Source organism: Pseudomonas sp. rhizo66, from assembly GCF_031931925.1.
Classification (GTDB): Bacteria; Pseudomonadota; Gammaproteobacteria; order Pseudomonadales; family Pseudomonadaceae; genus Aquipseudomonas.
In genome coordinates this window covers 166,254-187,452 of record NZ_JAUJWZ010000003.1, presented here as the reverse complement: position 1 = coordinate 187,452, position 21,199 = coordinate 166,254, and the positions used below count along the sequence as shown (strand labels likewise).

The following is a 21,199-nucleotide window of genomic DNA, read 5'->3' as shown; positions in this document are numbered from 1 at the left end:
GTCGCTGTGTAGCCCTATAATGCGCGCCGGTTTTTGGGGTAATGGTCATGAGTACAGAAGATCCGCGGTTTGCAGGCATCGCCCGTTTGTATGGCATCGAAGGCATGGAGCGTTTGCGCGCGGCCCATGTGGCGATCGTCGGCGTCGGTGGCGTCGGTTCCTGGGCAGCGGAAGCCATGGCCCGCTGTGGCGTCGGCGAGATTTCGCTGTTTGACCTCGATGACGTCTGTGTCAGCAACGCCAACCGCCAGTTGCACGCGCTGGACAGCACCGTCGGCAAGCCCAAGGTCGAAGTGATGGCCGAGCGCCTGCGCGGGATCAATCCGGATTGCACGGTGCACGCGGTGGCGGATTTCGTTACCCGCGAGACCATGGCCGAATACATCACGCCGAACATCGACTGCGTGATCGACTGCATCGACGCGGTCAACGCCAAGGCTGCGCTGATCGCCTGGTGCAAACGCCGCAAGATCCAGATCATCACCACTGGCGGGGCGGGCGGGCAGATTGATCCGACGCTGATTCAGGTGTGCGATCTCAACCGCACGTTCAACGATCCGTTGGCGTCGAAAGTGCGTTCGACGTTGCGTCGCGACTATGGCTTTTCGCGTACCGTAACCCGTCATTACAGCGTGCCGTGCGTGTTTTCCACGGAGCAACTGCGTTATCCGAAACCGGATGGCAGCATTTGCCTGCAGAAGAGTTTTGTCGGTGATGGCGTGAAGCTCGACTGCGCCGGTGGGTTTGGCGCGGTGATGATGGTCACGGCCACGTTCGGCATGGTCGCGGCGACCAAGGCTGTGGACAAGATTGTTGCGGGGGTTCGGCGTCCGGCTGACCGAGTTAAACCTCAGGCTTGATGCTGGGGCTTATGCCCTCATCGCTGGCAAGCCAGCTCCCACAGGTATTGGGTAAGTTCACTGCATCTATGAACACCATAGAACCCTGTGGGAGCTGGCTTGCCAGCGATGGCGATTAACCAGCCAACTCATTCATTCGCTGGAGCACTGCATTGAGGCCATTGCTGCGCGATGGCGATAGCTGCCGCGAAAGGCCGAGCTGATTGAACCAGTCCGGCAAATCAATTTGCTTCAGATCAGCGCCCGACAAGCCATTTGCCCGCAACAAGAGCAACGCCACCAACCCGCGAATCATCCGCGCATCGCTACTCGCCGCAAATTGCCAATGGCCGTCGCGCAATTCCCCAACCAGCCACACCTGACTCTCACAGCCATGCACCCGGTTGGCGTCGCACTTATCCGCGTCATCCAGCGCCGGCAAACGATCACCAAACTGCATCAACAACCGCGCCCGTTGTTCCCAGCCAGCCGCGTTCTGAAAGATCTGCAGCGCCTCAGCCGCTTCAACCGGCAAGCTCATCGCAACAACTCCAGCGCCTGATCCAGTGCTTCAAAGAAACGCTCCAGATCTTCCGAGTCGTTGTACAGCGCCAGCGACACCCGAATCGCCCCGGCCAGTTCAAAGCTTTTGAGTAGCGGCATCGCGCAGTGATGCCCGGCGCGCACGGCGATGCCTTGTTCGGTCAGCAAGTGCGCCAAATCAGCGTTATGCACACCGTCAACGACAAAACTCGCCAGCGCCAATTGCGGCTTGCCGAGCAAGCGAATGCCGTTACGGGCGGCGAGGCCGCGCAGCAAATAGTCATGCAGCGCAGCTTCGTGAGCGGACACCGCGTCTTGATCCAGACCCGACAGATAATCCAGCGTCGCACCGAGGCCGATCACACTGGCAATCGGCGGCGTACCCGCCTCGAACCCCAGCGGCGCCGGGCGGAAACGCGCGTCGTGATAGTTGGCTTCCAGGACCATTTCGCCGCCGAATTGCCATGGCTTCAGTTGCTCAAGCGCAGCATTGCGCCCAAACAGCACGCCGAGGCCATCGGGGCCGTAGAGCTTGTGGCTGGAAAACACATAGAAGTCGCAACCCAGCGCCTGCACGTCATGCCGACCGTGAACAACGCCTTGTGCGCCGTCGACTACAGTCAGCGCGTTCTGCGCCTTGGCCATGCCCAGCAACGCCGACAATGGCTGCCACGAACCGAGCACGTTGGACAACTGACTGACCGCCAGCAACCGCGTGCGCGGGCCGATCAGATGCACAGCGGCGGCGAGGTCGATCAAGCCGTCGGCGTCCAGCGGCAGGATCACCAGTTTAAGACTGCGCCGTTGCGCCAGTTGCTGCCACGGCAACAGGTTGGCGTGATGCTCCAGGGCGCTGATGACAATTTCATCGCCCGGTTGAAAAAGAGATTCCAGGCCATAAGCCAGGAGATTCAGCGCACTGGTGGCGCCGTGGGTGAAGATGATTTGCCCGCTGTCACCGGCATTCAGCCACTGGGCCACCTTCAGCCGACTGTCCTCGAACGCCTGCGTCGCGTGAGCGCCGGGCAGGTGTTGCGCACGATGCACATTGGCCGCGCCGTTGGCGTAGTAATGCGTCAGTGCGTCGAGCAGGGCTTGGGGTTTTTGCGTGGTGGCGGCGTTGTCCAGATAAGTCTGGTCTTGCCGTTGCAGCGCGGCGATGGCCGGGAAATCGGCACGCCACGGGGAGGGAATCATCATTTGTTCAGCCCTGTGAACTTGGGCGGGATGTACACAAGACACTGTGGGAGCGAGCCTGCTCGCGAAGGCGTCCTCGAGGACGCTAAAAGCTTCGCGAGCAAGCTCGCTCCCACAGGTTATCAATGTGCTGCTTAGTTGTGAGCGTGCAGCGCTTCGTTCAGTTCGATCGCCGATTTGTGGGTTTTGCATTCCACAGCACCGGTTTCCGAATTGCGACGGAACAGCAGGTCAGTCTGACCGGCCAGCTCGCGCGCCTTCACAACCTTGACCAGGTTGTTGTTTTCGTCGAGCAACGCAACCTTGGTGCCGGCGGTCACGTACAGGCCCGACTCAACCGTGTTGCGGTCGCCCAACGGGATGCCGATACCGGCGTTGGCGCCGATCAGGCAGCCTTCGCCGACCTTGATCACGATGTTGCCGCCGCCCGACAGGGTGCCCATGGTCGAGCAACCACCGCCCAGGTCCGAACCCTTGCCGACGAACACGCCAGCCGATACGCGGCCTTCGATCATGCCCGGGCCTTCGGTGCCGGCGTTGAAGTTGATGAAGCCTTCGTGCATCACGGTGGTGCCTTCACCGACGTAAGCGCCCAGACGCAGACGTGCCGCGTCAGCAATACGCACGCCAGCCGGAACCACGTAGTCGGTCATTTTCGGGAACTTGTCCACCGAGAACACTTCCAGCAGCTCGCCACGCAGACGCGCTTCCAGTTGCAGTTCAGCCAGTTCGCTCAGGTCGATGGCGCCCTGGCTGGTCCACGCGACGTTCGGCAGCAGCGGGAAGATGCCGGCCAGGCTGACGCCGTGTGGCTTGACCAGACGGTGCGACAGCAGGTGCAGCTTGAGGTAGGCCTCAGGTGTCGAGGTCAGTTGCGCGTCTTCGGCCAGCAGGGTGGCGACCAGCGGCTTGTGGCTTTCCGCCAGACGGGTCAGCAGCTTGCCTTGCACGGCGTCGATGCCTTTCACGGCTTCAGCCAGTTGCGCCGCTTGGGCGGTGGTGAAGGTGATGGCCTGGTTGCCTTCGGTGTAACCGAGGATCGGCGCAACGGCAGCGACCAGTTCGGCCGACGGGTTGAGCAGTGGCTGGGCGTAGAAAACTTCCAGCCAGGCGCCTTGACGGTTTTGAGTGCCGACACCAAAGGCGATGCTGAACAGGGAGTTGGACATGTGAATACCTCTAGCAATAAGTGACGGGCTGCTTATTTGAGTGCGGCCGCGTAGATGTCTGGCTTGAAGCCAATCAGGGTTCGGTCACCGAGATCGAGCACCGGGCGCTTGATCATCGAGGGTTGAGCGAGCATCAGTTCGATGGCTTTCGACTGGTCGAGATCGGCTTTGCGTTCGTCGTCGAGTTTGCGAAAGGTCGTGCCTGCGCGGTTCAACACCGTTTGCCAGCCGTGTTCGTCACACCATTGGGTCAGGTGTTCACGGTCGATGCCGGCGGTTTTGTAATCGTGAAAGTCGTAGCTGACAGCGTGTTCATCGAGCCAGGTGCGCGCCTTCTTCATGGTGTCGCAGGCTTTGATGCCGAAAAGGTGCAACGTTTTACTTGAAACGGTCAAGGAATCGCCCCCTTTACAGGTGCTGGAGAAAAATGGTGTCGGATTATGCCATGACCAAACGGTTTCGTCGGCCACGGTTGTCGTAACGCTGCAAAACCTGTGGGAGCGAGCCTGCTCGCGAAGGGGCCGTATCAGGCAATATCTCTGTTGAATGACGGAGCGCATTCGCGAGCAGGCTCGCTCCCACAAGGAGACTGCGTTGCAGCAGTGCGACATAGGTGCAACGGTCAGATCCATCCTAAGCGGCTAATATGGCAGTTCAACGCTGTCGATTGTCTGAGATTTCCGCTTTATGCAAACCGCTTACACCGTCCTGATCCTGCTGATGCTGGTCAGCGTCTCGCGGCTGGTCGGACGGGTCATCCCGTTGCCGCTGCCATTGGTCCAGATCGCCGCCGGCGCCTTGCTCGCCTGGCCGACCCTCGGTCTGCACGTTGCCCTCGATCCCGAATTGTTCCTGTTTCTGTTCTTGCCGCCCCTGTTGTTTTCCGATGGCTGGCGCATGCCCAAACGCGAGTTCTGGCAGCTGCGCGGGCCGATTCTGACGCTGGCCGTCGGGCTGGTGCTGTTCACCGTGGTCGGCGCCGGGTACTTCATTCATTGGTTGTTGCCGTCAATTCCGTTGCCGGTGGCCTTCGCCTTGGCGGCGGTGTTGTCGCCGACGGACGCGGTCGCCGTTTCGGCCATTTCGCAAAACCGCTTGCCGACCCCGCTCATGCATATCTTGCAGGGCGAGGCACTGATGAACGATGCCTCGGGTCTGGTGACGTTCAAGTTCGCACTGGCGGCGGCTATCACGGGCGTGTTCTCGCTGACCAACGCCAGTCTGACGTTTGTCCTGGTGGCGCTTGGCGGGTTGGCGGTCGGTGTGGCCTTGAGCTGGCTGGTCGGGCGTTTGCGGGCGTGGATGATCGCCCGTGGCTGGGATGATCCGGCGACGCACGTGGTGTTCATGTTGCTGTTGCCGTTCGCGGCTTACGTGTTGGCCGAACGCCTTGGCGTGTCAGGCATTCTCTCGGCCGTGGCGGCGGGGATGATGCAGAGCTGGCTCGATCTGTTGCCCCGGCAGACCAGCACGCGCTTGCTCAATCGCAGCGTCTGGTCGCTGCTGGAGTTTGCTTTCAACGGTTTGATCTTCCTGCTGCTCGGCCTGCAATTGCCGGACATCATCAAAGCCGTGGTCAGTCACGAGCCGACGTTGTGGCCAACACTGTTCTACCGCTGCCTGGATGTCGTGGCGATTTTCCTCGCGCTGGTGTTGCTGCGGTTTATCTGGGTGCAAAGCATCTGGCGTTTGTCGGTGCTGTTGCGCCGCTTGCGTGGCAAGGGCGAGCTGACGCAAGTCCCGACCGCACGCTCTTGCTGGCTGCTGACTGTCGGCGGTGTGCGCGGTGCAGTAACGCTGGCCGGCGTGATGTCGGTGCCGATGTTGATGGGCGCGGATGCGTTTCCCGAGCGTGACTTGCTGATTTTCATCGCCGCCGGGGTGATTCTGTTGTCGCTGATTTCGGCATGCATCGCGCTGCCGCTGTTGTTGCGCGGGATTGAAAAAAGCCCGGACGACAAGCGGCGCCAGGAAGTGCGCGATGCCTGGCGCAAAACCGCAGAAGCGGCGATTCATGCGCTTGAAACGGAGGAGATCACCCCGCAGGACGCCGCTCAGGCTGCTTTGTCGGCCGAGCTGAAGGCGCGGATCATGTCCGAGTATCGTCATCAGCTGGATGTCTTCAACGACTCCGCCGAAGCCCAGGCCCTCGCGTTTCAAATGGATTTACTCGAGCGTCGCATGCGCCTGAAAGCGCTCAGGGCGCAGCGTCTGGAACTCTATAACCTCAGTCGTCATCACCAGATCGGTGATGACGTCCTCAGAGAAGTGTTGGCCGATCTGGATTTGAGTGAGGCCAATCTGGGGCAGGTGAAATAATCCATCGTGATGCCCGCACAAGATTGCCTGATGCGGGCACGACGATTTACTTCTGGCGAGTGATGAATGCGCGAATCCGTTCAGCGGCTTCGACACATTCGGCCAGCGGCGCGACCAGTGCCATGCGCACACGGCCGGCACCTGGGTTGACGCCATCGACGTCACGGGACAGGTACGAACCCGGCACCACGGTCACGTGCTCCTGCTCAAACAGATCGCGGCAGAACGCTGCGTCATCACCTTGCACGTTCGGCCACAGGTAGAAGCTGCCATCCGGGCGCTGCACGTCCATCACCGGGCTGAGGATCTCCAGCACCGCATCGAATTTCTCGCGGTACAGCGCACGGTTGGCGCGAACGTGCACTTCGTCATTCCACGCCGCCACGCTGGCCAGTTGCGTTTGTACCGGCATCGCGCAGCCGTGATAGGTGCGATACAGCAGGAAGCCTTTGAGGATGTCGGCATCGCCGGCGACGAACCCGGAGCGCAGGCCCGGCAGGTTGGAACGCTTGGACAAACTATGGAATACCACGCAACGCTTGAAGTCTTTGCGGCCCAGTTCGACACAGGCAGTCAGCAGGCCCGGCGGCGGGGTTTGTTCGTCGAAGTACAGCTCGCTGTAGCACTCGTCGGCGGCGATCACGAAATCGTACTCGTCGGCCAGGGCGATCAGTTTCTTCAGGGTGTCGACCGGGATCAGCGCGCCGGTCGGGTTGCCCGGCGAGCAGAGGAACAGGATCTGGCAGCGCTTCCAGATGTCCGGCGAAACGGCATCGAAGTCCGGGTTGAAACCATTCTCGTCCAGGCACGGCAGGTAATGCGGCTTGGCCCCGGCGAGGAACGCGGCGCCTTCGTAGATCTGGTAGAACGGGTTCGGGCTGACCACCAACGCGTCGTCGCCACGGTTGACCACGGTCTGGGTGAACGCGAACAGCGCTTCGCGGGTGCCATTGACCGGCAATACGTTGCGCGCCGGATCGATCCAGCCACTCGGCACGCCGAAACGACGCTCGCACCAGCCGCCAATGGCTTCACGCAGCGCCGGGATGCCGAGGGTGGTCGGGTACACGGCCATCTGATCCAGACTGTTCGCCAGCGCTTCGGCGACAAAGCTTGGCGAGCGGTGTTTCGGCTCGCCGATCGACAGGGCGATCGGGCGTTTTTCCGGGTTCGGCGTTACGGTGCCGAGCAGGGCGCGGAGCTTTTCGAACGGGTACGGCTGGAGCTGGTTCAGAGCGTTGTTCATTGGGGCAGGGTCTCTCGCAAAGCCATTTGAATCCGGGGCGCCATCAAATACTGAGGCGCGACAGTTTGATATCGGGTTCCTGATTGACGCTCAGTTGCTCAACGATCGCATCCTGCAAACGGCTGCACAGCAACGGGTCGGACAACGGTTGGTTGTGGGCGTCGGTGATGAAGAACACGTCTTCGACCCGCTCGCCGAGGGTCGCAATCTTGGCGTTCTGCAGCGACAGGTCGAACTCAAGGAAAATCCCGCCGATCCGCGCCAGCAGTCCCGGGCGATCCGGGGCGGTCAATTCCAGAACCGTCACCGGACGCTGCGCATCGTTGTGAATCGTCACCTGCGGCGCAAAGGCGAAATGCTTGAGCTGACGCGGCACGCGGCGCTGGATGATCGTCGGGTAATCGTCCGGGTTGCGCAGGGCTTCGGTCAGGCCTTCGCGGATCTGCTTGACCCGTGCCGGGTTGTCGCCGATCGATTCGCCTTCGTTGTCGAGCACGATGTAGGTGTCGAGGGTGAACTGGCTGCTCGAGGTGATGACCCGGGCGTCGTGAATGTTCAGGTTGAGCTGGTCCATCGCGGCCACGGTCACGGCGAAGAAATCATGCTGGTCCGGTGCATAGATGAAGATCTGCGTGCCGCCCTCGAACTCGCGCTGGGTGGTTTCCTTGATCAGCACGAGCGGCCCGCCATCGACCGGTTGCTGCAGGATCGCATCACTGTGCCAGGCCACGTCGCCGGCGGTGTGGCGCAGGAAATAGTCATCGCCCAACTGCGCCCACAACTGCTCGACATCGTCCGGGTCGGTGCCGCCACGCACCAGAATATCCAGCGCGGCGCTTTGGGTCTGGCGGATCTGCTCTTCGCGGTCCACCGGGTTTTCCAGGCCACGGCGCAAGGCGCGCTTGGTCTCGGTGTAGAGCTGGCGCAACAGGCTGGCGCGCCACGAATTCCACAGCGTCGGGTTGGTCGCGTTGATGTCGGCCACCGTCAGCACGTAGAGGTAATCGAGGCGGGTTTCGTCGCCGACGGCCAAGGCAAAGTCGTGGATCACTTGCGGGTCGGACAAGTCCTTGCGCTGGGCGGTGGTCGACATCACCAGATGGTTCTGCACCAGCCAGACGATCAGGCGACTGTCCCACACTGGCAGTTGATGACGCTGGCAGAACGCCTCGGCATCGACCGCGCCGATTTCCGAGTGATCGCCATGCCGGCCTTTACCAATGTCGTGATATAGGCCCGCCATGTAGATCAGTTCGGGCTTGGGCAGTTTGGCCATGAGCTTGGCCGCCAGCGGAAATTTCTCCGAGACCTGGGTGTACTGCAATTTGCGCAGGTGCTTGATCAGGTTCAGCGTGTGCGCATCGACCGTATAAATGTGGAACAGGTCGTGCTGCATTTGCCCGACGATAAAGCCGAACTCCGGCAGATAGCGCCCGAGAATGCCGTATCGGTTCATCCGGCGCAGGTTACGGTGGATGCCGATCTTGCACTTGAACAGCTCGATGAACAGGCTGGTATTGCGAATATCGTTGCGGAAGTTGTCGTCGATCAGGTGACGGTTTTCCCGCAGCAATCGAATGGTGTCGGCGCGCACGCCTTTGATTTCCGGCTGCTGGGCCATCAGCACGAATATTTCGAGCATGGCGAACGGCGTGCGGCGAAACACGTTGTCGTTGCGCGCCTCGATATAGCCGTCGTGGAGCTGGAAGCGCGAGTTGATCGGCTGCGGCGGCGCTTCGTCTTCCGGGGCGAGGATGACTTCCTCGAAATGCTGAATGATCAGGTCGCTGAGCTGGGCGATGCTCATTACCACGCGGAAATACTGTTGCATGAAGTTTTCGACGGCCTGTTTGGCGTCGTCGCCTTCAAAACCGAGCAGGCCGGCGATGGTGCGCTGATGATCGAACAACAAGCGGTCTTCCGAGCGACCGGCGAGCATGTGCAGCGCATATCGCACTTTCCAGAGGAATTCCTGGGAGGAGGCGAGCAGGGCGTTTTCGCTCTCAACCAGAAAACCTTCGCCGGCGAGGGCGCGCAGGTTCAGGGTGCCGTACTGACGCCGGGCCACCCACAGAATCGTCTGGATATCCCGCAAGCCGCCGGGCGAGCCTTTGACGTTGGGTTCCAGGTTGTATTCGGTGTCGTTGTACTTGTGGTGACGGGCCTTCTGCTCGGCACGCTTGGCCAGGAAAAACTCCTTGGCCGGCCACATGTGTGCGGTGCTGGTGACGTCGAGCATGCGCTGGCGCAGACGCTCGGGGCCGCAAATGGTGCGGCTTTCCATCAGGTTGGTGACAACCGTGAGGTCAGCGCGAGCCTCTTCGGCGCATTCGTCGACCGAGCGCACGCTCTGACCGACTTCCAGGCCAATGTCCCACAGCAGTGTCAGAAAACGCTCGATGGAGTCGCGGAAAACTTCGTGATCGGCGCTGTCCAGCAGGATCAGCAGATCGATGTCGGAATACGGGTGCAGCTCACCGCGACCGTAGCCGCCGACTGCGACCAGCGCGATGTCGGCGTCCTCGCTCCAGTTGAACTGCTCCCAGGCCTTTTGCAGGATGTTGTCGACGAACCAGGCACGGTCTTCGATCAGGCGGCGAATGTCGCGACCCTGGCGAAAACGCGTGTCGAGCACCTCGCGAGCCTGGCGGATCGCCTTCTTGAACGCCGCGATAGGACTCGCTTTCAGGGCCAGTTCAGCCTGGAACTGGCCGCGGTCGAAGAGTTCGGGATCCACCTGCGGCATCGATTGGCTTTCCTTCTATAAGGCTGGGAACGTTGTGTGGATCAGGCCGAGACGCGCGGGATGGTGTCATCGGCGCGCAGGGTAAAGATCTCGTAACCGGTGTCGGTGACCAGCAGGGTGTGTTCCCACTGGGCCGAGAGCTTGCGGTCCTTGGTGATTGCGGTCCAGCCGTCGCCCAGTACTTTGGTGTCGGCCTTGCCCTGGTTGATCATCGGCTCGATGGTGAAAGTCATGCCGGCCTTCAGTTCCATGCCGGTGCCGGCGCGACCGTAGTGCAGAATTTGCGGTTCTTCGTGGAAGACCTTGCCGATGCCGTGGCCGCAGAATTCGCGAACCACCGAGAAACCATTCTTCTCGGCGTGCTTCTGGATAACTTCGCCGATGTCGCCGAGGCGGCAGCCGGGTTTGACGATCTCGATCGCCTTGTACATGCATTCCTGGGTGATCTGCGACAGACGCTCGGCCCAGACCGGCACTTCGCCGACGTGGAACATACGGCTGGTATCGCCGTGGTAGCCGTCCTTGATCACGGTCACGTCGATGTTCAGGGTATCGCCGTTTTTCAGCGGCTTGTCGTTCGGGATGCCGTGGCAGACCACGTGGTTGATCGAGGTGCAGATCGACTTCGGGTAGCCCTTGTAGTTGAGTGGGGCAGGGATGGCTTGCTGCACGTTGACGATGTAGTCGTGGCAGATCTGGTTCAGTTGATCGGTGGTGACGCCCGGTTTGACATGTTCGGCAATCATTTCCAGCACATCGGCGGCCAGTTTGCCGGCGACGCGCATGCCAGCGATGTCCTCGGGGGTTTTGAGGGTGACGGTCATACAGGCTCTCTCTGCGCTCGGCGGCGCTTGCTGATACGAATAGGGTGGCAGGTGTTCGATTGGCCACCCTGAAAAACGCGATTCTAACAGACGCACGGCGCAATTCAGCGCCCGCGTGCATCGCTTCTCTCTATACAATGGTGCGCTCGGGGCCGATTCCAAGGGGGCTGCGCCCATGTCCTTGGTGCGAATACAGATTCCGGGTTCCGTTTCTGCGCACCCTGTGGTATAAAATGCGCCGCTTTCCGGGGATGCTCCGAAAAGCTTAAATCCACACACGTGTCGACACGATGACCTGGGTGCTTTTGGCTTTATGCCACTGGTTGGTCATTGGGATACGTGGAGGCCAAACCCGACTTATCAAGGAACTATCATGTCCCAAGTCAATATGCGCGATATGCTGAAGGCCGGTGTGCACTTCGGTCACCAAACCCGTTACTGGAATCCGAAAATGGGTAAGTACATTTTCGGCGCGCGTAACAAGATTCACATTATCAACCTTGAAAAAACCCTGCCAATGTTCAACGAAGCTCTGACTTTCGTAGAGCGTCTGGCCCAGGGCAAAAACAAGATTCTGTTCGTCGGCACCAAGCGTTCCGCTGGCAAGATCGTTGCTGAAGAAGCAGCACGTTGCGGTTCGCCGTACGTCGATCACCGCTGGTTGGGCGGCATGCTGACCAACTTCAAAACCATTCGTGCTTCCATCAAGCGTCTGCGTGACCTTGAAGTTCAAGCCGAAGACGGTACTTTCGCCAAGCTGACCAAGAAAGAAGCGCTGATGCGCTCCCGTGACCTGGAAAAGCTGGATCGTTCGCTGGGCGGCATCAAGGACATGGGCGGTCTGCCAGACGCACTGTTCGTGATCGACGTTGACCACGAGCGCATCGCGATCACCGAAGCCAACAAGCTGGGCATCCCGGTAATCGGCGTTGTCGACACCAACAGCAGCCCGGAAGGCGTTGACTACATCATCCCAGGCAACGATGACGCAATCCGCGCTATCCAGCTGTACATGGGTTCGATGGCTGACGCAGTAATCCGCGGTCGCAACAATGTTGCTGGCGGCACTGTAGAATTCGCAGCTGAAGAAACTCAGGCTGCAGCTGAGTAATTAGCGCCCTGGCGTTAACTCAGTAAGCAAAAAGGGGGCTTGGCCCCCTTTTTGCCACCTCGAAAACCATTTGTCGGCAGCGCAGCTACAGCATCTGTAACGTGCAGCGGCTACAAGCTGGTTCGGGAAGAATTGAACGCCCGTTCGATCGGGTGGAATGGTTGAAAACCTATCCAAGAGGAATTTGAAAATGGCAGCAATTACTGCAGCGTTGGTCAAAGAACTGCGCGAGCGTACCGGCGAAGGCATGATGGACTGCAAGAAAGCCCTGGAAAAGGCTGGCGGCGACATCGAAAAAGCCATTGATGACATGCGTGCTTCGGGCGCGATCAAGGCTGCCAAGAAAGCGGGCAACGTTGCCGCTGAAGGCGCAATCGCCATCAAATCGAACGACAAGGCAGCCGTGCTGCTGGAAGTCAACTCGCAGACCGACTTCCTGGCCCTGCAAGATGACTTCAAGAACTTCGTTGCTGCCAGCGTAGAAAAAGCCTTCGACGAGAACCTGACCGATGCAGCTCCGCTGATCGCCGCTCAGGAATCGGCTCGTGAAGCTCTGGTTGCTAAAGTTGGTGAAAACGTCAACATCCGTCGTCTGGTCCGCGTAGAGGGTGACGTTGTCGGCACCTACCTGCACGGTAACAAGATCGGTGTTGCTGTTGTCCTGAAAGGCGGTGACGTCGAGCTGGCCAAAGACATCGCGATGCACGTAGCTGCAAGCAACCCTGAGTTCCTGCTGCCTTCGCAAGTTTCGGATGAAGCGATCGAGCGTGAAAAAGCTGTGTTCCTGCAGCTGAACGAAGAGAAGATCAAAGGCAAGCCAGAAAACATTGTTGAGAACATGGTCAAGGGCCGTATCAGCAAGTTCCTGGCAGAAGCAAGCCTGGTTGAGCAGGCGTTCGTCAAGAACCCTGAAGTCAAGGTTGGCGAGCTGGCCAAGAAAGCCGGCGCAGAAATCGTTTCCTTCACTTACTTCAAAGTAGGCGAAGGCATCGAGAAGCCGGTCGACAACTTCGCTGAAGAAGTTGCTGCCCAGCTGGCTGCCGCCAAGCAATAAGACGGTTTTTCAACTGTCGCCCGAAAGAGGCTGCCCGCTTACGCGCGCAGCCTCTTTTCAGATGGGGTTGCCAATTTTTATTGGTTTCCACTTGGAACTGACTTACAAAGCCATGTTCCGATGGCGCTGAAGCAGCGCCAAGCTAGAGTGAACGCCAGCTGTAAACAGCTCGCAAAGAATTTTTAATACGCCGCAGGAGAGATTCGCAATGGCTCAGCAGGGCAGTGGTTATCAGGCTCGCTATAAACGCATTCTACTCAAGCTTAGCGGCGAGGCCCTGATGGGCTCGGAAGAGTTCGGGATCGATCCAAAAGTGCTGGATCGGATGGCGCTGGAAGTCGGCCAGCTGGTCGGCATCGGCGTACAGGTCGGTCTGGTGATCGGCGGTGGCAACCTGTTCCGCGGCGAAGCCTTGAGCAAAGCCGGTATGGATCGGGTGACAGGTGACCACATGGGCATGCTGGCCACTGTGATGAACGCCCTGGCCATGCGCGACGCGCTGGAACGTGCCAATATCTCGGCCATCGTGATGTCGGCCATCTCCATGGTTGGCGTGACCGATCACTATGATCGCCGCAAAGCCATGCGTCACCTGAACTCCAAGGACGTGGTGATTTTCGCCGCCGGTACCGGTAATCCGTTCTTCACCACGGATTCGGCAGCCTGCCTGCGTGCAATCGAAATCGATGCCGACGTCGTGCTCAAAGCGACCAAGGTCGATGGCGTCTACACCGCTGACCCGTTCAAAGACCCGCATGCCGAGAAGTTCGATCATCTGACTTATGATGAAGTGCTGGATCGCAAGCTGGGCGTGATGGATCTGACCGCTATTTGCCTGTGCCGCGACCACAAGATGCCGCTGCGCGTATTCAACATGAACAAGCCCGGTGCCCTGCTGAACATTGTGCACGGCGGCGCTGAAGGGACTTTGATCGAGGAAGGCCAACAATGATCAACGAAATCAAGAAAGACGCCCAAGCGCGTATGCAGAAATCCCTGGAGTCTCTGAACCACGCGTTCGGCCAGATTCGTACCGGTAAGGCTCACCCGAGCATTCTCGGCAGTGTCATGGTGCCTTACTACGGCACTGACACCCCGCTGAGCAGTGTGGCCAACGTCACCGTAAAAGACTCGCGCACCCTGCAGGTCGTGGCGTTCGAGCGCAACATGCTCGCTGCCGTCGACAAGGCGATCCAGAGCGCCGGTCTGAACCTCAACCCGACCAACCTGGGCGAGTTGCTGTTGATTCCTATGCCTGCCCTCACCGAGGAAACGCGTAAAGGCTTCACCAAGCAGGCCCGCAGCGCAGCTGAAGATGCGCGTGTTGCCGTGCGCAATATTCGTCGCGATGCCTTGGGCGAGCTGAAAAAACTGGTCAAGGACAAGGAAATCAGCGAAGACGAAGAGCGTCGTGCCATCGCTGATATCGATAAGTTGACCAAAGAATCCGAGGCCCAGATCACCAAGGCCACGGACGAGAAAGAAAAAGACCTGATGGCCGTATAAGGGTCGAGCTTTAAATGGACAAGACCAAGCAGACTGCGCCGTCCGCGGTGCCGCGCCATGTCGCGATCATCATGGATGGCAACAATCGCTGGGCGAAAAAACGCTTTATGCCGGGTGTCGCCGGGCATAAAGCGGGCGTGGATGCTGTGCGGGCCGTCATCGAGGTGTGCGCCGAGGCCAAGGTCGAGGTGCTCACCCTGTTCGCGTTTTCCAGTGAAAACTGGCAACGCCCGGCCGAAGAAGTCAGTGCCTTGATGGATCTTTTCTTCAAGGCATTGCGTCGTGAGGCCAAGCGCCTCAACGAGAACAACATCAGCCTGCGCATCATTGGCGATCGTTCGCGCTTCCATCCGGAACTTCAGGCAGCAATGCGTGAAGCCGAAGCGATGACGGCGGGTGCCAACCGTTTCATCCTGCAAATCGCCGCCAATTACGGCGGTCAGTGGGATATTGCACAGGCTGCCCAGCGTCTGGCACGTGAAGTCCAGGCCGGGCACCTGCGTCCGGAAGACATTACCCCGGATCTGCTGCAAACCTGTCTGGCGACCGGCGATCTGCCATTGCCGGACCTGTGCATCCGTACCGGTGGCGAACACCGCATCAGCAACTTCCTGCTGTGGCAACTGGCTTACGCCGAGTTGTACTTCTCCGACCTGTTCTGGCCGGACTTCAAACACGATGCCATGCGCAATGCGCTGGCCGATTTCGCTTCGCGCCAGCGTCGCTTCGGTAAAACGAGCGAACAGGTCGAAGCTGGAGCCCGGGTTTAATGCTTAAACAACGAATCATCACTGCGCTGATCCTGCTGCCGATCGCCTTGTGCGGTTTCTTCTTGCTCGAAGGTTCGGGTTTTGCCCTGTTCATCGGCATGGTCGTGAGTTTGGGCGCCTGGGAATGGGCGCGTCTGGCAGGCTTTACCGCTCAATCGTTCCGCGTCGGTTATGCCGCGGTCGTCGCATTGATGTTGTTCGTCATGTATGTACTGCCCGGCCTGGCGCCGTGGGTGCTGGGGGCTTCGGTGCTCTGGTGGGCGGTGGCGACCTATCTGGTGCTGACGTATCCGCGCTCCAGCGAGCGTTGGTCCACGGCCGCCACCAAACTGGTCATTGGCCTGCTGATTCTGTTGCCTGCCTGGCAAGGCCTGGTGCAGATCAAGCAATACCCGCTGGGTAACTGGCTGATCATGGCGGTGATGGTGTTGGTCTGGGGTGCCGATATCGGTGCTTACTTCTCCGGACGCAGATTCGGCAAGCGCAAGCTGGCCCCGCAAGTCAGCCCGGGCAAAAGCTGGGAAGGTGTCTACGGTGGTCTGGCACTGAGTCTGCTGATCACCGCGATTGTCGGCCTGGTGCGTGACTGGACCGTCGCCGAGCTGCTTAAAGGCTTGATTGGCGCCGCGCTGATCGTGTTCATTTCTGTTGTTGGCGACCTGACCGAAAGCATGTTCAAGCGTCAGTCCGGCATCAAGGACAGCAGTAATCTGCTGCCGGGTCATGGTGGTGTGCTTGACCGTATCGACAGTCTGACCGCAGCCATTCCAGTGTTCGCCGTACTGCTGTGGATGGCTGCACCGTGAGTCGGCCACAACAGATTACCGTTCTGGGTGCGACGGGCTCGATCGGCCTGAGCACGCTGGATGTCATTGCTCGTCATCCTGAGCGTTATCAGGTCTTCGCGTTGAGTGGTTTCACGCGTCTGAGCGAGCTTTTCACCCTGTGCGTGCGCCACGTGCCGCAATTTGCTGTGGTGCCTGAGGCGGCTGCCGCGCGCGGCTTGCAGGATGATTTGCGTGCCGCCGGTTTGCCGACTCGCGTGCTGGTGGGGGAGGAGGGCCTGTGTCAGGTTGCTGCTGCTCCGGAAGTCGATGCGGTGATGGCGGCAATCGTTGGTGCGGCAGGGCTGCGTCCGACCCTGGCCGCTGTCGAAGCGGGCAAGAAAATTCTTCTGGCCAATAAAGAGGCGCTGGTGATGTCCGGCGCCTTGTTCATGCAGGCGGTGCGCAAGAGTGGTTCGGTGTTACTGCCGATCGACAGCGAACACAACGCGATTTTCCAGTGCATGCCACAGGATTTTGCCCGTGGATTGAGCTCCGTCGGCGTCCGTCGGATTTTGCTCACAGCCTCTGGCGGCCCGTTCCGACAGACGCCCATGAGTGAATTGGCGCATGTTTCACCTGATCAGGCATGTGCGCACCCGAACTGGTCCATGGGGCGCAAGATTTCGGTCGATTCGGCCAGCATGATGAATAAAGGGCTCGAGCTGATCGAGGCTTGTTGGTTGTTCGATGCAAAGCCTTCCCAGGTCGAGGTGGTGATTCATCCGCAGAGCGTGATTCACTCGCTGGTCGATTATGTCGACGGTTCGGTGCTGGCGCAGTTGGGCAATCCCGATATGCGTACACCGATTGCCAATGCCCTGGCCTGGCCGGAGCGTATTGATTCCGGTGTAGCACCGCTGGATCTGTTCGCCATCGCGCGTCTGGACTTCGAGGCGCCGGATGAACAGCGCTTCCCTTGCCTGCGTCTGGCGCGGCAAGCTGCCGAGGCGGGCGACAGTGCTCCGGCAATGCTCAATGCGGCCAATGAAGTCGCGGTGGCAGCGTTTCTCGATGGACGGGTCCGTTATCTGGAAATCGCGAGTATCATCGAGGAAGTCTTGAACCTCGAACCGGTTGTTGCGATGGCCGATCTCGAAGCCGTGTTTACGGCAGACGCCAAGGCACGAATCCTGGCCGAGCAATGGTTGAAGCGTCACGATCGATAAAATTTGCAACACAATGGCTACACGCGGCACTGAACAGGATTGCGGAGAAAGTAGATGAGCGCGCTCTATATGATTGCCGGCACCCTGATCGCCTTGGGTGTGCTGGTCACCTTTCACGAATTCGGCCACTTCTGGGTCGCGCGTCGCTGTGGCGTCAAGGTTCTGCGATTTTCCGTAGGCTTCGGCATGCCGTTGCTGCGCTGGCATGACAAGCAAGGCACTGAGTTTGTCATCGCGGCGATACCGTTGGGTGGCTACGTCAAGATGCTCGATGAGCGCGAAGGCGAAGTTCCAGTCGATCAGCTTGATCAGTCGTTCAACCGCAAAACCGTGCGTCAGCGTATCGCCATTGTCGCTGCAGGTCCCATTGCCAACTTCCTCTTGGCGTTGGTGTTCTTCTGGGTGTTGGCCATGCTCGGCAGCGAGCAGGTGCGTCCGGTCATCGGTGCGGTTGAATCCGGCAGTATCGCGGCCAGTGCCGGTTTGAGCTCAGGCCAGGAAATCGTTTCTATAGATGGGGAGCCGACTACCGGTTGGGCAGCCGTCAATTTGCAATTGGTCCGGCGCCTTGGCGAAAGCGGTTCTTTGCAGCTGCTGGTGCGTGAGCAAGGTACGACTGTCGATTCGCCGCGTGAGCTGAAGCTGGATAACTGGCTCAAAGGCGCAGATGAGCCGGACCCGATCCGCTCCCTGGGGATTCGTCCGTGGCGCCCGGCCCTGCCGCCGGTACTTGCCGAACTGGATCCGAAAGGTCCGGCCCAGGCGGCCGGCCTGAAGACTGGCGATCGTCTGTTGGCGCTCGACGGTCAGGCGCTGAATGACTGGCAGCAGGTCGTTGATACGGTCCGTACGCGTCCTGATACCAAAATCATGCTGCGCGTCGAGCGCGACAATGCTCAAATCGACGTCCCTGTGACCCTGGCAGCGCGTGGCGAAAGCAAGACGCCAAGCGGATATCTGGGGGCTGGCGTAAAAGCTGTCGACTGGCCACCGGAGATGATTCGCGAGGTCAGTTATGGGCCGCTGGCTGCAATTGGCGAGGGTGCCCGTCGCACTTGGACCATGAGCATTCTGACGCTCGATTCACTGAAGAAAATGCTGTTCGGCGAGCTCTCGGTAAAAAACTTGAGTGGACCGATAACCATTGCTAAAGTGGCGGGCGCTTCTGCCCAGTCGGGCGTCGCTGATTTCCTGAATTTCCTTGCTTATCTGAGTATTAGCCTGGGCGTTCTGAATTTGCTGCCCATTCCTGTACTGGATGGGGGGCATTTGTTGTTTTATCTGATCGAGTGGGCGCGTGGTCGTCCCTTGTCGGATCGGGTGCAAGGTTGGGGGATACAGATCGGTATCAGTTTGGTGGTCGGGGTGATGTTGCTTGCTCTGGTCAACGATCTGGGTCGTCTGTAACGCTTCGCTGAATTGCGAATCTGCCGCATTTTGCGGCAGTTTGTTTATTGCCAGTTGGAATAAGAAAGGACTTCATGAAACGTCTGCTGCTAACTGCGGTTCTCACCGTATTGATGATCGCCGAAGTTCACGCCGAGTCCTTCACTATCTCTGATATTCGCGTCAATGGCCTCCAGCGGGTCTCCGCGGGTAGCGTCTTTGGTGCCTTGCCGTTGAACGTCGGTGAGCAGGCGGATGATCGTCGCCTGGTGGAATCCACTCGTGCGTTGTTCAAAACCGGTTTCTTTCAAGATATCCAGCTGGGCCGCGAAGGCAACGTTCTGGTAATCACGGTCGTTGAACGTCCGTCGGTCGCCAGTATCGAGATCGAAGGCAACAAGGCGATCTCCACTGAAGACTTGATGAAAGGTCTCAAACAGTCCGGTCTGGCCGAAGGCGAGATCTTCCAGCGCGCCACCCTTGAGGGTGTGCGTAACGAACTGCAACGTCAGTACGTCGCGCAAGGTCGCTACTCGGCTACCGTTGATACCGAAGTGGTCTCGCAGCCGCGTAACCGCGTGGGTCTGAAAGTGAAGATCAACGAAGGTACCGTTGCGGCCATTCAGCACATCAACGTGGTGGGCAACACGGTTTTCCCTGAAGAAGACCTGACCGACCTGTTCGAACTGAAAACCACCAACTGGCTGTCGTTCTTCAAGAACGATGACAAGTACGCCCGTGAAAAGCTTTCCGGTGACCTGGAGCGTCTGCGTTCCTACTACCTGGACCGTGGCTATATCAACATGGATATCGCTTCGACCCAGGTGTCCATCACCCCGGACAAGAAGCACGTCTACATCACTGTCAACGTCACTGAAGGCGAGAAGTACACCGTTCGTGACGTCAAGCTCAGTGGTGATCTGAAAGTCCCTGAAGATCAGGTCAAGTCCCTGCTGCTGGTGCAGAAAGGCCAGGTGTTCTCGCGCAAGCTGATGACCACCACATCCGAGCTGATCACCCGTCGTCTGGGTAACGAGGGTTACACCTTCGCCAACGTCAACGGCGTACCTCAGCCGCACGATGATGATCACACCGTCGATATTCTGTTCGCTGTTGATCCGGGCAAGCGTGCCTACGTCAACCGCATCAACTTCCGTGGCAACACCAAGTCGGAAGACGAAGTGCTGCGTCGTGAAATGCGTCAGATGGAAGGCGGCTGGGCTTCGACTTACCTGATCGACCAGTCTAAAACCCGTCTTGAGCGTCTGGGCTTCTTTAAAGAAGTCAACGTTGAAACCCCGGCTGTTCCGGGTGTGGACGATCAGGTTGACGTGAACTACGCCGTTGAAGAGCAGGCTTCCGGTTCGATTACCGCCAGCGTCGGTTTCGCCCAGAGTGCCGGTTTGATCCTCGGTGGTTCGATCACCCAGAACAACTTCCTCGGTACCGGTAACCGCGTCAGCGTCGGCCTGACCCGCAGTGAATACCAGAGCCGCTACAACTTCGGCTACGTTGACCCGTACTGGACCGCCGATGGCGTGAGCCTGGGTTACAACGCGTTCTATCGCACCACTGACTACAAAGACCTCGACGTCGACGTCGCAAGCTATGCGGTAGACAGTCTGGGTGCTGGCGTGAACGTTGGTTACCCGATCAGCGAGACTTCGCGTCTGACCTTTGGTCTGTCGGTTCAACAGGACGAGATCAAGACCGGTACCTACACCGTTGACGAGATTTTCGACTTCGTTAATAAGGAAGGCGACAAATACCTGAACTTCAAGGCTTCGGCCGGCTGGTCCGAGTCGACCCTGAACAAAGGCGTACTGCCAACCCGTGGTCGTTCCCAGAGCCTGACTCTGGAAACCACCGTGCCAGGCAGCGACCTGTCGTTCTACAAACTTGATTACCGTGGTCAGTTGTTCCAGCCGATCAGCGAGAACTACACCCTGCGTCTGCACACAGAGCTGGGTTATGGCGACGGTTACGGCGGGACTGATGGCTTGCCGTTCTATGAAAACTACTATGCTGGTGGTTTCAACTCGGTTCGTGGCTTCAAGGACAGCACCCTCGGCCCGCGCAGCACGCCGAGCCGTGGTACCAACCCGGGCACTCTGGCTGACCCGGACCAGGATCCACTGCCGTTCGGTGGTAACGTCCTGATCCAGGGCGGTGTCGAGGTTCTGTTCCCGCTGCCGTTCGTGAAAGATCAGCGTTCCCTGCGCACCTCGGTATTCTGGGATGTGGGTAACGTTTTTGACTCGCAGTGCAAGGACACTACCAATGCGAACGGCTCGACGTCGAACACCAAGTGCAACGACATCAGCCTGAGCAACATGGCCAGTTCCGTGGGTGTGGGTGTGACCTGGGTCACCGCACTGGGTCCTCTGAGCTTCGCGTTGGCCATGCCGATCAAGAAGCCGGATGAGGCTGAAACTCAAGTGTTCCAATTCTCCCTCGGCCAGACGTTCTAAGCGTCTGACCCAAGATAACGACAAT

Annotated in this window: 18 protein-coding genes; 11 read left to right on the top strand and 7 right to left on the bottom strand. The window is 59.1% G+C overall.

What is annotated here, in order from left to right:
* Window positions 1-41: 41 nt before the first annotated feature.
* A complete protein-coding gene (gene tcdA, locus QZR14_RS05180; protein ID WP_250603038.1) occupies window positions 42-860 on the top strand; it encodes a tRNA cyclic N6-threonylcarbamoyladenosine(37) synthase TcdA in 819 nt (272 codons plus the stop codon).
* A gap of 115 nt (window positions 861-975) precedes the next feature.
* Here tcdA and QZR14_RS05175 read toward each other — a convergent pair whose 3' ends face one another.
* The 4 genes from QZR14_RS05175 to QZR14_RS05160 form a co-directional block, all read right to left on the bottom strand.
* Window positions 976-1,380: a SufE family protein gene (locus QZR14_RS05175; RefSeq protein WP_311996043.1), complete on the bottom strand. Its 405-nt coding sequence runs from the start codon at window positions 1,378-1,380 to the stop codon at window positions 976-978.
* The gene (locus QZR14_RS05170) at window positions 1,377-2,582 is read right to left on the bottom strand and encodes an aminotransferase class V-fold PLP-dependent enzyme (protein ID WP_311996042.1); all 1,206 of its coding nucleotides are present in this window, start codon (window positions 2,580-2,582) and stop codon (window positions 1,377-1,379) included. The genes QZR14_RS05175 and QZR14_RS05170 overlap by 4 nt, the downstream gene beginning before the upstream one ends.
* A gap of 131 nt (window positions 2,583-2,713) precedes the next feature.
* The gene (gene dapD / locus QZR14_RS05165) at window positions 2,714-3,748 is read right to left on the bottom strand and encodes a 2,3,4,5-tetrahydropyridine-2,6-dicarboxylate N-succinyltransferase (protein ID WP_011332675.1); all 1,035 of its coding nucleotides are present in this window, start codon (window positions 3,746-3,748) and stop codon (window positions 2,714-2,716) included.
* 32 nt (window positions 3,749-3,780) lie between these two features.
* A complete protein-coding gene (locus tag QZR14_RS05160; protein ID WP_003222107.1) occupies window positions 3,781-4,143 on the bottom strand; it encodes an ArsC family reductase in 363 nt (120 codons plus the stop codon).
* Between the two features lie 292 nt (window positions 4,144-4,435).
* Here QZR14_RS05160 and QZR14_RS05155 point away from each other — a divergent pair, with 292 nt between their 5' ends.
* Window positions 4,436-6,067 (top strand): Na+/H+ antiporter, encoded by a 1,632-nt coding sequence (locus tag QZR14_RS05155; protein ID WP_311996041.1) that lies wholly within the window; start codon window positions 4,436-4,438, stop codon window positions 6,065-6,067.
* Between the two features lie 46 nt (window positions 6,068-6,113).
* Here the strand turns inward: QZR14_RS05155 and dapC are convergent, their stop codons facing one another.
* The 3 genes from dapC to map are packed head-to-tail and all read right to left on the bottom strand — an operon-like array spanning window position 6,114 to window position 10,883.
* On the bottom strand, window positions 6,114-7,313 hold the full coding sequence (dapC, locus tag QZR14_RS05150) for a succinyldiaminopimelate transaminase (RefSeq protein ID WP_311996040.1): 1,200 nt from the start codon (window positions 7,311-7,313) through the stop codon (window positions 6,114-6,116).
* Window positions 7,314-7,356: 43 nt separating this feature from the next.
* Window positions 7,357-10,059 carry a [protein-PII] uridylyltransferase gene (locus QZR14_RS05145; RefSeq protein ID WP_250603084.1) on the bottom strand — a complete coding sequence of 901 codons (2,703 nt, stop codon included), beginning with the start codon at window positions 10,057-10,059 and terminating at the stop codon, window positions 7,357-7,359.
* 41 nt (window positions 10,060-10,100) lie between these two features.
* Window positions 10,101-10,883, bottom strand: a complete 783-nt coding sequence (gene map, locus QZR14_RS05140) for a type I methionyl aminopeptidase (RefSeq protein ID WP_250603086.1) — start codon at window positions 10,881-10,883, stop codon at window positions 10,101-10,103.
* 373 nt (window positions 10,884-11,256) lie between these two features.
* Between map and rpsB the strand changes: the two genes are divergently transcribed.
* The 9 genes from rpsB (at window position 11,257) to bamA (ending at window position 21,174) form a co-directional block, all read left to right on the top strand.
* Entirely contained in the window at window positions 11,257-11,994 is a 738-nt protein-coding gene (rpsB, locus tag QZR14_RS05135) for a 30S ribosomal protein S2 (RefSeq protein ID WP_003222119.1), read from the top strand.
* A gap of 190 nt (window positions 11,995-12,184) precedes the next feature.
* Window positions 12,185-13,048, top strand: a complete 864-nt coding sequence (tsf, locus tag QZR14_RS05130) for a translation elongation factor Ts (RefSeq protein ID WP_250603088.1) — start codon at window positions 12,185-12,187, stop codon at window positions 13,046-13,048.
* A gap of 208 nt (window positions 13,049-13,256) precedes the next feature.
* Window positions 13,257-14,000 (top strand): UMP kinase, encoded by a 744-nt coding sequence (gene pyrH / locus QZR14_RS05125; protein ID WP_003222124.1) that lies wholly within the window; start codon window positions 13,257-13,259, stop codon window positions 13,998-14,000.
* Window positions 13,997-14,554, top strand: a complete 558-nt coding sequence (gene frr / locus QZR14_RS05120; RefSeq protein WP_047291868.1) for a ribosome recycling factor — start codon at window positions 13,997-13,999, stop codon at window positions 14,552-14,554. Before pyrH ends, frr begins: the two co-directional genes overlap by 4 nt.
* 14 nt (window positions 14,555-14,568) lie before the next feature.
* Window positions 14,569-15,324: a polyprenyl diphosphate synthase gene (uppS, locus tag QZR14_RS05115; RefSeq protein WP_250603091.1), complete on the top strand. Its 756-nt coding sequence runs from the start codon at window positions 14,569-14,571 to the stop codon at window positions 15,322-15,324.
* Window positions 15,324-16,130, top strand: coding sequence for a phosphatidate cytidylyltransferase (locus tag QZR14_RS05110; RefSeq protein WP_311996039.1), 807 nt, complete (start codon window positions 15,324-15,326; stop codon window positions 16,128-16,130). The genes uppS and QZR14_RS05110 overlap by 1 nt, the downstream gene beginning before the upstream one ends.
* A complete protein-coding gene (gene ispC, locus QZR14_RS05105) occupies window positions 16,127-17,317 on the top strand; it encodes a 1-deoxy-D-xylulose-5-phosphate reductoisomerase (RefSeq protein ID WP_311996038.1) in 1,191 nt (396 codons plus the stop codon). The genes QZR14_RS05110 and ispC overlap by 4 nt, the downstream gene beginning before the upstream one ends.
* 54 nt (window positions 17,318-17,371) lie before the next feature.
* Window positions 17,372-18,724: a sigma E protease regulator RseP gene (gene rseP, locus QZR14_RS05100; protein ID WP_250603097.1), complete on the top strand. Its 1,353-nt coding sequence runs from the start codon at window positions 17,372-17,374 to the stop codon at window positions 18,722-18,724.
* A 74-nt stretch (window positions 18,725-18,798) separates the two neighbouring features.
* Window positions 18,799-21,174, top strand: a complete 2,376-nt coding sequence (gene bamA / locus QZR14_RS05095; protein WP_250603099.1) for an outer membrane protein assembly factor BamA — start codon at window positions 18,799-18,801, stop codon at window positions 21,172-21,174.
* Window positions 21,175-21,199: the final 25 nt, after the last annotated feature.

Excerpts from the sequence above, each read along its gene's own strand:
- tsf (WP_250603088.1), top strand. The coding sequence starts at position 12,185 with ATGGCAGCAATTACTGCAGCGTTGGTCAAAGAACTGCGCGAGCGTACC.
- map (WP_250603086.1), bottom strand. The coding sequence starts at position 10,883 with ATGACCGTCACCCTCAAAACCCCCGAGGACATCGCTGGCATGCGCGTC.
- rpsB (WP_003222119.1), top strand. The coding sequence starts at position 11,257 with ATGTCCCAAGTCAATATGCGCGATATGCTGAAGGCCGGTGTGCACTTC.
- dapD (WP_011332675.1), bottom strand. The coding sequence starts at position 3,748 with ATGTCCAACTCCCTGTTCAGCATCGCCTTTGGTGTCGGCACTCAAAAC.
- QZR14_RS05175 (WP_311996043.1), bottom strand. The coding sequence starts at position 1,380 with ATGAGCTTGCCGGTTGAAGCGGCTGAGGCGCTGCAGATCTTTCAGAAC.
- tcdA (WP_250603038.1), top strand. The coding sequence starts at position 42 with ATGGTCATGAGTACAGAAGATCCGCGGTTTGCAGGCATCGCCCGTTTG.
- pyrH (WP_003222124.1), top strand. The coding sequence starts at position 13,257 with ATGGCTCAGCAGGGCAGTGGTTATCAGGCTCGCTATAAACGCATTCTA.
- rseP (WP_250603097.1), top strand. The coding sequence starts at position 17,372 with ATGAGCGCGCTCTATATGATTGCCGGCACCCTGATCGCCTTGGGTGTG.
- QZR14_RS05155 (WP_311996041.1), top strand. The coding sequence starts at position 4,436 with ATGCAAACCGCTTACACCGTCCTGATCCTGCTGATGCTGGTCAGCGTC.
- QZR14_RS05170 (WP_311996042.1), bottom strand. The coding sequence starts at position 2,582 with ATGATGATTCCCTCCCCGTGGCGTGCCGATTTCCCGGCCATCGCCGCG.
- frr (WP_047291868.1), top strand. The coding sequence starts at position 13,997 with ATGATCAACGAAATCAAGAAAGACGCCCAAGCGCGTATGCAGAAATCC.
- dapC (WP_311996040.1), bottom strand. The coding sequence starts at position 7,313 with ATGAACAACGCTCTGAACCAGCTCCAGCCGTACCCGTTCGAAAAGCTC.
- bamA (WP_250603099.1), top strand. The coding sequence starts at position 18,799 with ATGAAACGTCTGCTGCTAACTGCGGTTCTCACCGTATTGATGATCGCC.
- QZR14_RS05110 (WP_311996039.1), top strand. The coding sequence starts at position 15,324 with ATGCTTAAACAACGAATCATCACTGCGCTGATCCTGCTGCCGATCGCC.
- uppS (WP_250603091.1), top strand. The coding sequence starts at position 14,569 with ATGGACAAGACCAAGCAGACTGCGCCGTCCGCGGTGCCGCGCCATGTC.
- QZR14_RS05145 (WP_250603084.1), bottom strand. The coding sequence starts at position 10,059 with ATGCCGCAGGTGGATCCCGAACTCTTCGACCGCGGCCAGTTCCAGGCT.